The following is a 13,306-nucleotide window of genomic DNA, read 5'->3' on the forward strand; positions in this document are numbered from 1 at the left end:
GACCGCGACACCAGACATCGCGGCGCGGCGCGGTCGCGTCGGCGCGGGGGGTGAAACGCGAGCTGTTCTAATGCCAAGGAGACGGCGGCGGCAAGCACGCCTTTGGCAGGATAGGCGCCGGCGCGCACCCCCCGGATTTTGTGTCAGTCAGCGGCGGCGCGCAGAGACCCGCGGGTCGCGCTCTCCGTGACGGCGAGGAAGTCCGCGGCATTGTCCCCGATGGCCGCGATCTGGCGCTCGATCCGCTCGAAGATCGTCAGCAGCAGATCTTCCGGCTTGCGGCCCGCGCCCTCGGCGTCGCTGAGCGCCGCATCCTTGACATGGGCAGGAAGCGGTTCCGGCGGTCGATAGGCGCTATCGCCTTCGAGCGCGCCGGCGATCGTTCCGAGCGATTGCTCGATCCATCGCCGGGCGTCCGCGATCACGGCCTGGCGTTCTTCGCCGGCGAAGGCGGCTTCGGGCAGGTTGTCGAGTTCGATCGCCAGTCCGGTCAATCGCCGAAGCGCGATCACCATCGCCATGGCCGGCGCGATCGCGGGTGAAGGCTTCAGCCGCGGCTCGCTCACGAGCCGTTGCAGTTTCGCCTCCGAATTGTTGTTGGCAAGCCCGCACTCCCGCTGGAGCGTCGCGAGGTCGACGTGACGCTCCGCGTCCACGGTCCGGCTCGCGAGCGCGGCGGACAGGAAGGTGGAGGCGGCACGCAGCGAGTTGGCGATGGCCCGCGGCAGCCCGCGTTCCTCCCAGTTCGGCCAGATCGCGAACGCCACGATCAGCGCCAGCGCCGCGCCGAGGAAACTGTTCTCCACGCGCACCAGCGCCAGCGTCCACGGTGCCATCCCGCTCGGGATGAACAGGTCGGCGATCAGCAGGAAGCCGACCGTCATCGCGAACACGTAGAATGCGTAGCCGAGGCCGCGCAGCAGCACGGCCACCGCGAGGAACGGGAAGACAAGAAGCGCGATATCCATCGGCGTCGAGATGGTGGCGAGCAGGACCGCCGCCACGACCGAGCCTGCGACGGTGCCCGCGATGCGGTCGAGCATCCTGCGCCAGGTGCTGGCGATGTGGGGCTGCAGGATCAGGACCGTGGTGATCGACAGCCAGTAGCCGTGATTCAGCAGCATCAGGCTGCTGAGCACATAGGCTGCCGTGGCGCCGACGGCCACGCGCACCGAATGGCGGAAAGCGACCGCACGGACGGTGAAGTTCGTGCGCAGGGTCTCGCCGATCTCGCCGAAATGAAACTGCGCGTTCTGCCGCCAGATGGCCTCCGCGAGGTCGTTGGTGCCGCGTCCGGCGGGGCGGGCGCCGCCGGCATCCTCCAGCGACTGGCCGAGTTCGCGGAACAGCAAGGCGGCCTGCACCGCATGGGGCGATCCGTCAGCCACGGCGACGCCGCTGCCGCGGCCGATGGCGGCGGTCGCCTGTCGCAGGCGGCGCAGCGCCTCCTCGCGCCGTTCAGCGCCGAGGGCTGCGACGGAGCCGTTCGTCCGCATCCGTTCGAGCGCCTCGGCGATGGCGCGCATATCCTCGGTCAGCGCCGCAAGTCCGTCGAGAACCGCGCTGCGGGGAGCGCCGGGTTCCGCTGCGCCGAGTTGCTCCAGCGTGCCGGAAAGCGCGCAGGCGAGCTTGAAGCACTCTTCGGCATCGGACAGCAGCACCAGAAGCACGAGGCTGCGTTCGGTCGGGCCGGATCGCGTGCGCCTGACGGCGGCGAGCGCGGTGCGGGCGTCCTCGATGGCGGCGCGCACCGGCGCCCATCGGTCGGACGGGAGGCTCTCCCAGTCGGCGGCGTTTGCCCCGGCACCGTAGCGCCCGGCGAGGTCGTCGGTAAGGTCCGCAAGCTTCTGCCAGACGATGGCGGTGGCCCCCCGTGCCGGCGTATCCGGCGGGGTGTTCCAGACGACGAGCGTCACGAGCATCGCCCACAAGCCGCCGATCAGGGCGCACAGGCTCGCCAGCATCACCTCGCCCGGTCCCGGCATGGGCGTGCCGAGGAAGATCATGAGTTCGATCGTCAGCATCAGCCCGAGCGACGTCGTGGCCGCGCCGAACACCATGGCATAGGAGAGAACGAATGCGCCGAGAAAGGCGACCGGAATGGCCGCGTAGGGCGAAAGGCTCGCGAAGTAACCAAGCCAGCAAACGAGCGCCGCCAGCACGGCGAAGCCGCCCATGGTGAGAAACCGGCGGCGCCACGAGCCGCCGGGATCGACGAGGCAACCGAGAAAGCCGGCCACGCCGATGGCGGCGATCTCCGGCTGTCCGCGGATCTCGCTGACGAGAATCGGAACGATCGTGGCGATGCCTGCGCGCAGCGCCGGGGCGACGTGAACCCGCATCGGCTGCGGCACGAGGCTCAGGAGGTTGCGGTCCCGTAGCGTCGACAGCGCGGTGCCGAGACGACTGAAGATCATGGCCAGGCCAGAAGATCGTGTCCGATGAAGACGTGAAGGTCGATGTCGGTCGCGCCGTTGACCGGGAATCGGATGGTGCCACGATCCTCAAGCGACTTGAAGTTCCGCGCGAGCACCGCAAGCCGGCCGAGATCACCCGCGCGCAGCACGATCACAACGTCACGCCCGAGATAATCGGCCGGGCCCGGCCCGCGGAAGCCGAACTGGCGAGCGTCCTGGCTGAGGCAGATGAACGGTGTCCGGCCGCCGAGCCCGTAATCGATCTTGCCGCAATCGCGCCAGTTCACACCCGCGGCCAGCATGTCCGGTCCCGGCGGAAGGCCGATCCCGCCAAGGGCGGCCGGCAGGCCGGTCCAGTCGGTGCCGTCATAGGCGAGCTGTCGCAGAGGACCCTCCTTGGTCCACAGCGAGGGCAACGGATTGAACCGCACCAGCATCGAGAACGCGATCACAACCGCCACCACGAATACGACGGTACCGCGCAGCCAGAGGCGCGTCAGGCGGTTCCCCGCGACAAGCCGACGCGCGACGGCCTCTGCGAGCAGCGGGATCAGCATCAGGTATCCCGGCGCCGCCCAGTGGAACAGGATCTGCCGGTTCGACCAAAGCGCAATCACCGGAAACACCACGACGAGCGGCAGGCCGAGGCACACGAGCAGCCAGCCGCGCCATTCCGACGGGCCGCGGAGAGTCGCCCGGGCCGCGACGATCACCAGCGGCAGCCAGATCCAGGGCAGGACATAAAGCGCTTCGCCGGCCAGCGTGCGCACCGGCCCGAGAAGATTGAGGCGGGCAGCGGCGGCGCGCCCTCCCTGAAAGGCGAGCGACGCCCAGCCGTTGCCGGCGTTCCAGACGAGCACCGGGCTGAATACGGCGAGCGCGACCAGGGCAGCCAGATAGGGCTCCGGCCGGAGAAGCCATCTGCGGTGGCGCGACGACGTCGCCAGATAGATCACGGCACCGGCGATGACGGCGCCGGCAGTGTATTTCGAGAACAGCGCCAGCCCCGAAAGCAGGCCGGTCATCAGCCACCAGCCGTAGCTCGCCGGGCGCCTGGCTTCGAGGGCATGAACGAGACAGAGCGCCGCCCCGAGCAGCGCGGCGCACAGCGGTCCGTCCGGCAGCACCCATGTGCCGCTGGTCACCCCGAGCACGGGAACGAGATTCAGAATGAGCGCCGCGGCGACCCCGGCCGCGGCGTCGTATAGAGCGGCCGTGAGCCGGTAGATCAGCCACGTCGAGAGCGCGAACAGCACGATGAACGGCAGCCGCACGGCGAGCGGCGCTTCGCTGCCGAACAGGCGAGACGCGCCCCACGTCAGCCACCACGAGGCGGGTGGATGGTCGAAATAGCCGAGATGGAGCACCCGGCCGGACGCGACCATATAGCTTTCGTCGATGCCGAGACCGAGCGACGCGCCGAAGACGAGACGGAGAAGCCCGCCGATCACGATGATCAGGACGACCGCAAGTGCCGGGTTTCGGAACATCAGGCCGCTGCCGGAAGCGGGGGAACTCACGAGGCGGCTTCCATGGAGGTTGCTCCCGCTGCTCTGTCTGGCGATGCGCGGTTCCGGCGCTACGGCGCGGGAACCGGCGCGTGCCGACTGAATAGGGGAAGCGGCACGGGAAGCAAAGGGCCCACGGGCGATGCCGCCGCCTGCCCGAGGCGCCTCAGGACGACAGGCGGACGCCGCCGGTGCAGCAGAGAACCCCGACGATCAGCTTCACCACGCCCTCGGCGAGGATGCGCTGCTTTGGGATGCCGGAAACCCATTCGCCGTTGACGGCGAGCGACACGATGTCGTGCAGGCCCCAAAGCCAGAAGCCGGCGGCAAGGAGAAAGAGAACCGGAACCGCGAAACGCTTCATAAAAGGCCCTGTCGACAACCGGACTTAAAGCCGCCAGGACGCGCCGCCCTTGCATGGCGCGTGGCGGCTTCATGGCGAATGTGGCCGCAGCTTCCGCCTTATTCCGCCTCAAGGCAAGCCGGACCGGGTACGCAAAAGGACAGAGAATCACGGTCTTGCGACCTGCGGGCGGGCAGACCGGCCGTTGCCGGGAAGATGCCGGTAGAGCGGCGGAACACCTCAAGAACATTCCAATTCCGCCGCAATAAATCCGAATGTAGGAAGGCTGCGGCACCGTCGAGCCACATTCGCGCCTCAATCCGCCATGATCGAATAGAGGCGCATCCGGACCCAACGCTTCGGCCGGTGTCGGTGCGCGATGGTGAGATCGCCGGTCCTCTCCGGGACCGGTCGACCGGCCGGCATGGTTGCCTTTGCAGCGGATGCTGCCATTCTGGGTAACGTTCCGGAAGGGATCAGGCGGGACCCGGCCTCATATGGGGTTGGCGAGACGGAACGAAGTCGTTAACGTCTTGACCGTCCGGACAACGGGGATGAACCCGCTGACAAGGAGACGCACGGCCGCTTCGATCGGGCCGCGCGGATAAAGAGCGGGCAGCCGAGGCTGCATCGTTCGTTTTGATCGGATGTCGGGTCGTCTTCGACGCGCTCATCCTCTGCCTGCGCCGCCGGCTTGCCGCGGCGCGACCGAGTGAGGTGGTATGGCGAATACGGGCTTCGACGGCAGCAGTGCGCATGCGGTCCCGTCCGATATGGACGAGGAGGCCGCGATCGGTCGGAAATCCGGAGGCGACAAGGCGGTCGCCCGATCGGCATCGATCCGCAAGGCTGTCGTGAACATCGGGTTCGCCGCTGGGTGCCTGGCTGTTGCCGGCTGCAATGCCAACACCAAGACCACGTCCCTCGAGCCGAAGACATCGACGATTGCCATCGCGTCCACGGACGCCGGCAAGAAGGGCCCGATCATCGGTAAGCCCTACAAGGTCGCCAATCGCTGGTACACGCCGGCCCACGATCCGCACTACAAGGCGGTGGGCATGGCGTCGTGGTATGGCGCCGCCTTCCACGGCCGCATGACCGCGAGCGGAGAGACCTTCGATACGGCCTCGATCACCGTGGCGCATCCCACGCTGCCCATGCCGTCCTACGTCAAGGTCACGAACCTCAAGAACGGCCGCTCGATCATCGCCCGTGTCAACGATCGCGGTCCGTTCTCGCGTCGCCGTCTGGTTGATGTGTCCGCCCGTGTGGCCTCTCTGCTCGATTTCAAGCGTTCCGGGTCCGCCCGCGTGTCCGTCGAATATGTCGGCGAAGCCCCGCAGGATGTCGACGACACCGCCCAGCTGCTGGCGACCTATTCGGAGCCGGGCAGGCCGGGTGCGCCGCTGCCGGGCACGATCAACCGCGATGCGCGGTCGATCATGCTGGCATCGAACAGCACCATGGGTGCCGGTCCGACGGCGGTCTACTCGGTGAAGAGCTCGCCGCTTTCGACGCCTCACAACGAGCGGGCGCTGCAGGATGCGGTGCCGAGCCTCGCCAAGCCGCCGGCCGAGCTGCCGGGCGTGACCGGTCCCGAAGTGCGTGACCTTATGATCGCCAACGCATCGCCGGACATGCCGCCGGTGAAGCCCGGCACGGAAGTCATGATCGCGCGCGCCGAGGCAGCGCCGGCCGCGGTAGCCGCGTCGACGCAAGTCGCTGCCGCCACCCCCGCTGCTCCGGCCGCTTCCCCGGCCCAGCCTGTCCAGCCCGCTGCCGCTGCCCAGCCCGCGGTTGCCGCTGCGGCCCCCGCCCAGCCGGCAGTGCCGACACAGCCGCAGCCGGCCGTCCAGCCGCAGGACGCCGTGGCGGTCGCGGCGAACGATACCGACAACAGCCTGTTGCCGCCCGTGAAGCCCGGCACCGTGATGCCGGTCGAGGCCGCGCCGGTTGCCGTCGCCTATCAGAACTCCGGAGGCTCCGCCGCCGCCGATGCGACGGCCCGCCTTGCAGCGGCGTCGCCTCGGTCCGACGAATCCGCGATCGTGCGGCCCGGCGTCGCTGCTGCGCCGGCACACAAGCAGGCGCTGACGCAGGTCGCCAGCGTCGATCCCATGCGGATGACGACGACCTACACCTATAGCTACACCGAGTTCGTGCCGGCCGCCGGCAAGCCGATGCAACTGCCGGGCGCGACCGACAGTGCCGCGAAACTCCCGCCCGTCACGCCGCAGGCCTCCGCGACTCCGGCGGCCGAAACGGGCGCTGCCGCGTCTTCCTATGTCCCGGGTCCCGACGAACCCGAGCTGAAGCCGGGGACGGAACAGGCCGCTTCGTCTGCCGCGGATGCCGCTGCGACGAACGGCGGCAGTGGCCAGGTCGCGGTTCCCCTGCCGCTGCCGTCGCCGAACACGCTCTCGATGCTGGCGCCTCCGACGCCCTCCGCGTCCTCGTTCGCCGGCGATTCGCAGTTGAGCGCCGCGATGCAGGCCGCATCCCGGTTCGGCGAACTTCAGCCGACCGCCAACTGAGCCCACGCCCGACGGGCCTTGCCGGCGCTCGGGCCGGAAGCAAGGCCTGATGGTGCGGGAGACGGACACCGCATTCACGTGCTGTCCCGCGCCTTGAATTCGCAGCCATTTGCTCCATAACGTCACCGCTGGCGGGGCCTCCGGCCTCCGCGATGCCGCAGGCGGGCGTGTAATTGCGCCGTGGAGAATCGCGTGGTCGCTCGTGGCCGTTTCATCACCTTCGAAGGCGGCGAAGGCGCCGGCAAATCGACCCAGATCACGCGTCTGGCCGCGCGTCTTTCCTCGCTCGGATTGAATGTGCGCACGACGCGGGAGCCGGGCGGTTCTCCGGGCGCGGAGATCGTGCGTCACGTCGTGCTGTCCGGCGCGGCCTCGGCGCTCGGCGCCGACACCGAGGCGATGCTGTTCGCCGCCGCCCGCGTCGATCACGTCGACAGCGTCATACGCCCGGCGATCGAGGCCGGGGAATGGGTTCTCTGCGATCGCTTCACCGACTCGACGCGCGTTTATCAGGGGGCATCCGGCGTCTCTCCGGCCCTGATCGGTGCACTTGAGCGGCTGGCGCTGCAGGATCTCGCCATCGACCTCACGATCATCGTCGACGTGCCCGCGGAAATCGGGCTGGCGCGCGCCGCTGCCCGCCGTGGCGACGGGGTGACGGACCGCTTCGAAGGCGATAGCCTCGAAATCCAACAGCGTCGGCGCCGCGGCTTCCTCGAAATCGCGGCGGCGGAGCCGGACCGTTGCGTCGTCGTCGACGGCACGCTCGATGTCGACGGGGTGGAAGCGGCGATCTGGGCTGCTGTCGAAGGCCGTTTCGCCGAGACCGGCGCCCTGGCGCAGCGTCCGGTGTGAACGCGGGAAGATTCTTAACAGGCGGAGTGGCCATGGCGAAAGCACCCCGACGCGGGGAGAGCGACGACGATGCCGCCATCGGCGAGCCCGAGGCGCTCGAAGGCGCGCCCTCGCCACGGGAGCAGACGCTTCTGTTCGGCCATCAGGCGGCCGAGCACGAACTGCTCGACGCCTATCGCAGCGGACGGCTGCATCACGGATGGATTCTCGGCGGCCCACGCGGCATCGGCAAGGCGACGCTCGCCATGCGGTTCGCGCGCTTCGTCCTCGCCCATCCCGACCCCGCTTCGCCGGCGGTGCAGCAGGCTACGGGGCTCAGCGTGGCAGCCGACGCACCGGCCGCACGGCTGATGGCGGCGGGCGCCCATCCCGATCTTCTCCACCTGCGCCGGCCCTGGGATGACAAGGCCAAGCGCTTCAAGACCGAAATCACCGTGGACGAGGTGCGGCGACTGGTGCCGTTCTTCGGTTCCACGGCCGGCGCCGGCGGTTACCGGATCGTCGTGATCGACGCCGCCGACGATCTCAACGCCAATGCCGCGAACGCCGTTCTGAAAATGCTCGAGGAGCCGCCCCGCAAGGGATTGTTCCTGCTGATATCTCATGCTCCCGGCCGGTTGCTGCCGACGATCCGCTCGCGCACGCGCCGTCTGATGATGCGCCCCCTCGCGGTCGCCGACGTCGCGGACGGTTTGCTTGCTCTCGGCCTCACCGCTGACCGCTCGGTGGCAGCGCGGGCCGCGGCGATCTCCGAGGGCAGCATGCGGCGGGCCGCGACGGCGCTCGCCGGCGGTGCCGTCGATGTCGAGGGCGCGCTCGCGCCGCTGCTCGCCCGACTGTCGGCCGAGCCGGACCGCAAGGCGGTCTATCTGTTCGCCGAGCTCGTTTCCGGCCGAGAAGCGGCGGAGGCCTACGATCTCTCGATCGACCTCATTCGCGCCTTCATCTCCGACCGGGTCCGTTCCTCCGCCGCCGCAGGCGCCCGTCCGCGCACGCTGGCGGCCTGGGCGGAGGCCTGGGAGAAGATCGACCGCGCGGTCGCCCGCGCGGACGCCTTCAACCTCGATCGCAAGCAGGTCGTCGTCGGCGTGTTCCAGGACCTCTCCGACGCGGCGCGCCTTGCCGCGGCGTGAACCCGACACCTGCCTTTGATCGGCCGCCCATCGGCGCTATATGAGCCGGGAGCCTCTTTCGCTGGAGCCGGTCCGATCCGGCCGGCGTGAGAGGCCCGGGTTTTTCGAATATGGAGCGAATTCCGTGGCTTCGGGCGATCCCGTGCCCGGGGAAGCCTCCGGTGTTCTTCCGATTTGCCGTTAAGGTGCGGGCGCAGCGATTCCCAGATGACCGATCGACCGAAATATTACATCACGACCGCAATCGCCTATCCGAATGGCGCGCCGCACATCGGCCACGCCTACGAGATGATTGCGACCGATGCGCTGGCGCGCTTCAAGCGGCTCGACGGCTTCGATGTCCATTTCCTGACCGGCACCGATGAGCACGGCATCAAGATGGTGCAGACGGCCGCCCGCGAAGGTCTGACGGCGCGCGAGCTTGCCGACCGCAACGTGCCGCTGTTCCGCAAGATGGTGGCCGCGGTCGGCGCCTCCAACGACGACTTCATCCGCACCACCGAGCCTCGCCACCACGCGGCCTCCCAGGCGATCTGGCAGGCGATGGAGGCGGCCGGCGACATCTATCTCGATTCCTATGCGGGCTGGTATTCGGTCCGTGACGAGGCGTTCTATGCCGAGGGCGAGACCGTCGTCGGCGGCGACGGCGTGCGTCGCGGGCCGCAGGGCACGCCGGTCGAGTGGGTAGAGGAGGAAAGCTATTTCTTCCGCCTCTCGGCCTATCAGGAGCGGCTTCTCAAGCTCTATGAGGACAATCCGGACTTCATCGGTCCGGACGAGCGGCGCAACGAGGTGATGAGCTTCGTCAAGGGCGGCCTCAAGGATCTCTCGATCTCGCGTACGACGTTCGACTGGGGCATTCCGGTTCCCGGCAATCCCCGGCATGTCATGTATGTGTGGGTCGACGCGCTGACGAACTACATTACCGGCGTGGGCTATCCGGATGTGGAGTCGGCCTCCTACAAGCGGTTCTGGCCGGCTGACCTCCACGTCATCGGCAAGGACATCGTGCGTTTCCACACGGTCTACTGGCCGGCGTTCCTGATGTCCGCGGGCGTGCCGCTGCCGCGCCGCGTGTTCGCCCACGGCTTCCTGTTCAACCGCGGGGAGAAGATGTCGAAGTCGGTCGGCAACGTGATCGATCCGATCGCGCTGGTCGAGCACTATGGCGTCGACCAGGTGCGCTATTTCTTCCTGCGCGAGGTGCCGTTCGGGCAGGACGGCAATTACAGCCACGAGGCCATCGTCGGGCGCATCAATGCCGATCTCGCCAACGATCTCGGCAACCTCGCCCAGCGGTCGCTGTCGATGATCGCCAAGAACCTCGACGGCAAGGTGCCGGCGCCGGGCGCATTCAGTGCAGCCGATGCCGACATCCTGGCGCGCGCCGACGGCCTTCATGCGCTCTGCAAGGCTGCCTTCGACCGGCAGGAGATCCACGTCGCGCTCGGCCACGTCTGGAGCGTGGTGGCGGAGGCGAACCGCTACTTCGCAGGCGAAGAGCCGTGGACGCTGCGCAAGACCGATCCGGCACGCATGGCGACGGTGCTCTATGTCACCGCGGAAGTGGTGCGCCAGGTCTCGGTTCTTGCCCAGCCGGTGATGCCGACGGCCGCGGCGAAACTGCTCGACCTGCTCGGGATTCCCGCGGACGGACGGAGCTTCGCCTCGCTCGGTGCGGGCGGCCGGCTCGTTCCCGGCACGGCGCTGCCCGCGCCCGCGGGCGTGTTTCCCCGCTATGTCGAAGCCGATAAGGCAGAGGCGTGATGCTCGTCGACAGCCACTGCCATCTCGATTTTCCCGATTTCGAGGACCGGGATGCCCTCGTCGCAGCCGCGCGTGCGGCCGGCGTCGGCCACATGGTCACGATCTCGACCCGTGTCGCCCGCTTCGACGCGATCCGGGCGATCGCGGAGCACTATCCCGACGTCACCTGCTCGGTCGGCACCCATCCCCACAATGCGGGCGAGGCGGAAGAGCAGGCGGTGACGCTGGACGATCTCGTCCATCTTGCCGGCCACCCTCGGGTGGTCGCGATCGGCGAGGCCGGGCTCGACTACCACTACGACACCGCACCTCGCGAGGCGCAGGCGGCGAGCTTCCGCCTGCAGATCGCCGCGGCGCGTGAGACCGGGCTTCCGCTCGTGATCCATGCCCGCGCGGCCGACGAGGACGTGGCCGCCATCCTGCGCGAGGAAATGGCGGTCGGCCCGTTCAAGGCGGTGCTCCACTGCTTCTCCTCCGGGCCCGAACTGGCGCGGATCGGTCTCGAACTCGGGCTCTATGTCTCGTTCTCGGGCATCCTGACCTTCAACCGCTCGGAGGAGGTGAGGGCGATCGCCGCCACGGTGCCGCTCGATCGCCTGCTGGTGGAGACCGATGCGCCCTATCTCGCGCCGGTGCCCCATCGCGGCAAGCGCAACGAACCGGCGTTCGTTCGCCACACGGCCGCTGTTCTCGCCAAGGTGAAGGGCGTGAGCGAGGCCGAGATCGCTGCGGCGACGACGGCGAACTTCTACCGCCTGTTCTCCAAAGCGGGTGCGGTCGCCGCCGCGCGGTGATGCCGCTTCGAGGGCGATGGTCATGCAGGCGACCGGCGGGGTGGACAAGGACGCGATGACGGACGTGGTGCCGCGACTGGAGTTCACGATTCTTGGATGCGGCTCGTCCGGCGGCGTGCCGCGCGTGGGCGGCGACTGGGGCGCCTGCGACCCCGCCAATCCGCGGAACCGGCGGCGGCGCTGTTCGCTGCTCGTGCGCCGCATCGGGGCGCACGGCGAAACCACGGTTCTCGTCGACACCGGCGCCGACATGCGCGAGCAATTGCTCGATGCAGGCGTCACGGCGCTGGACGCCGTGCTCTACACCCATGCCCATGCGGACCACATCCACGGAATCGACGACCTGCGGGCGCTGGCGCTCACCCACCGTCATCGTATCGATGTCTATATGGACGAGCCGACGTCGCATCGGATGCATGAGGCGTTCGGGTACTGCTTCTCGACGCCGCCCGGCTCGAACTATCCGCCGATCCTGACGGAGCACCGGCTGCGTCCGCTGCAGCCGGTCACCATCTGCGGCGCCGGCGGCGACCTCGTGGTGCTGCCGTTCCTGCAGAATCACGGCGAGATCGACTCCCTCGGCTTCCGCTTCGGCGGGCTCGCCTATTCGAGCGACGTGAACGACCTGCCGGATGAGAGCCTGGAGCCGCTTGCCGATCTCGATCTCTGGATCGTCGATGCGCTGCGTGACACGCCCCACGTCAGCCATTTCTCGGTGGCGGATGCCCTGCACTGGATCGAGCGGGTGAAGCCGCGTCGGGCGGTGCTGACGGACCTCCACGTCGATCTCGACTATGCGGAACTGGCGGCGCGGCTTCCGGCGGGTGTCGAGCCCGCCTATGACGGCCAGCGCTTCGTGCTCGGTGTCGAGGGCCATCATGCGACCGGCCACATCACCACCCTCGAAGCCGAGCGGCTTCGTCAGAGCGCATCCCAGCAACAGCAGTAAAGGGTTCGGGCGAGCGGGCGTCTTATCGTTGTCCATGACCGTCACGCCGTTGTCATTGTCCGCCGTCACATAGCTTCCCTTTGACGTCCGCCGCCCCGCGCGGCACGGAATCGCCTGCGGGTTGAGCCAGCCGGCGATTTCGCCCACGCTGGCGGCTATCTCCGGGAGGGGCGGAATGCGCTTCATCGAGACGTTCGAGTTCTGGTCCTTCCTCGATTCGGTGATGAGCGTCACGACGGCGTTCGTGCTCGGCACATTGATCGGTGCGGAGCGGCAATATCGCCAGCGCGTCGCCGGCCTGCGCACCAACGTGCTGGTGGCGGTCGGCGCCGCGGCGTTCGTCGATCTCTCCATGCGGCTCACCGGCAACGATGGCGCGGTGCGGGTCATTTCCTATGTCGTGTCCGGCGTCGGCTTTCTCGGTGCCGGTGCGATCATGAAGGAGGGCGCCAACGTCCGCGGCCTCAATACTGCGGCGACGCTGTGGGGCGCGGCGGCGGTCGGCGCCTGCGCCGGTGCGGACATGCTGGCCGAGGCGGTGATGGTCACACTGTTCGTGCTCGCCGGAAACACGCTGCTGAGGCCGCTCGTCAACGTCATCAACAGCGCGCCGCTCGACACCCGGACCTCCGAAGCGACCTATGCCATCCGTGTGACGGTCGCCGACGATGCCGCCCCGGCCGTGCGCGACAGGCTGACCCGACGGCTGGCGGACGCGAAGTTCCCCGTGGGCGATATCGAGACTGAGGAGGTGTCGGATACCGCCGTCGATCTCGTGGCGACTCTGGTGGCGACGTCGGTCGATCGGCCTGCGCTCGAAGCCGTGGTGGCCGCGATCCGCCGCGAGCCCGACGTGCTTCACGTCTCGTGGGAACTGAGTACCGGCGGCGTCGAGTGACGTCCACGGCCGGGTGCGGGCTTTAGGTCCGTGTCATCTGCGGACCCACGTCATCTGCGTACCCACGTCATCTGCCGGGCCGATGTCATCTGCCGGACGGATGTCATC

The 13,306-nt window shown here is 68.5% G+C and carries 10 protein-coding genes; 7 read left to right on the plus strand and 3 right to left on the minus strand.

Translation table 11 applies throughout. The features are described from left to right. Window positions 1-143: 143 nt before the first annotated feature. From BUF17_RS01665 to BUF17_RS01675, 3 genes are all read right to left on the minus strand, one after another. Window positions 144-2,417, minus strand: a complete 2,274-nt coding sequence (locus tag BUF17_RS01665) for an FUSC family protein (RefSeq protein WP_073625463.1) — start codon at window positions 2,415-2,417, stop codon at window positions 144-146. Then, a complete protein-coding gene (locus tag BUF17_RS01670; RefSeq protein WP_084563771.1) occupies window positions 2,414-3,937 on the minus strand; it encodes a glycosyltransferase family 39 protein in 1,524 nt (507 codons plus the stop codon). The genes BUF17_RS01665 and BUF17_RS01670 overlap by 4 nt, the downstream gene beginning before the upstream one ends. A gap of 154 nt (window positions 3,938-4,091) precedes the next feature. Next, window positions 4,092-4,289 (minus strand): hypothetical protein, encoded by a 198-nt coding sequence (locus BUF17_RS01675; protein ID WP_073625464.1) that lies wholly within the window; start codon window positions 4,287-4,289, stop codon window positions 4,092-4,094. Window positions 4,290-4,990: 701 nt separating this feature from the next. Here BUF17_RS01675 and BUF17_RS23070 point away from each other — a divergent pair. The 7 genes from BUF17_RS23070 to BUF17_RS01710 all read left to right on the plus strand — a co-directional run bounded on the left by BUF17_RS23070 (window position 4,991) and on the right by BUF17_RS01710 (window position 13,198). Continuing rightward, window positions 4,991-6,802 carry a septal ring lytic transglycosylase RlpA family protein gene (locus BUF17_RS23070; protein ID WP_073625465.1) on the plus strand — a complete coding sequence of 604 codons (1,812 nt, stop codon included), beginning with the start codon at window positions 4,991-4,993 and terminating at the stop codon, window positions 6,800-6,802. Window positions 6,803-6,994: 192 nt separating this feature from the next. Continuing rightward, entirely contained in the window at window positions 6,995-7,657 is a 663-nt protein-coding gene (tmk, locus tag BUF17_RS01685) for a dTMP kinase (protein WP_428977610.1), read from the plus strand. A 32-nt stretch (window positions 7,658-7,689) separates the two neighbouring features. After that, complete coding sequence (locus BUF17_RS01690; protein WP_084563773.1) at window positions 7,690-8,790, plus strand: DNA polymerase III subunit delta'; 1,101 nt, start codon at window positions 7,690-7,692, stop codon at window positions 8,788-8,790. A gap of 207 nt (window positions 8,791-8,997) precedes the next feature. Next, on the plus strand, window positions 8,998-10,557 hold the full coding sequence (gene metG / locus BUF17_RS01695) for a methionine--tRNA ligase (RefSeq protein WP_073625467.1): 1,560 nt from the start codon (window positions 8,998-9,000) through the stop codon (window positions 10,555-10,557). Beyond that, window positions 10,557-11,351 (plus strand): TatD family hydrolase, encoded by a 795-nt coding sequence (locus tag BUF17_RS01700; RefSeq protein WP_073625468.1) that lies wholly within the window; start codon window positions 10,557-10,559, stop codon window positions 11,349-11,351. Before metG ends, BUF17_RS01700 begins: the two co-directional genes overlap by 1 nt. 22 nt (window positions 11,352-11,373) lie before the next feature. Beyond that, window positions 11,374-12,300, plus strand: coding sequence for an MBL fold metallo-hydrolase (locus BUF17_RS01705; RefSeq protein ID WP_244530732.1), 927 nt, complete (start codon window positions 11,374-11,376; stop codon window positions 12,298-12,300). Window positions 12,301-12,475: 175 nt separating this feature from the next. Continuing rightward, entirely contained in the window at window positions 12,476-13,198 is a 723-nt protein-coding gene (locus BUF17_RS01710; RefSeq protein WP_073625470.1) for an MgtC/SapB family protein, read from the plus strand. Window positions 13,199-13,306: the final 108 nt, after the last annotated feature.

Origin of the sequence: Pseudoxanthobacter soli DSM 19599 (assembly GCF_900148505.1) — a bacterium.
Classification (GTDB): domain Bacteria; phylum Pseudomonadota; class Alphaproteobacteria; order Rhizobiales; family Segnochrobactraceae; genus Pseudoxanthobacter; species Pseudoxanthobacter soli.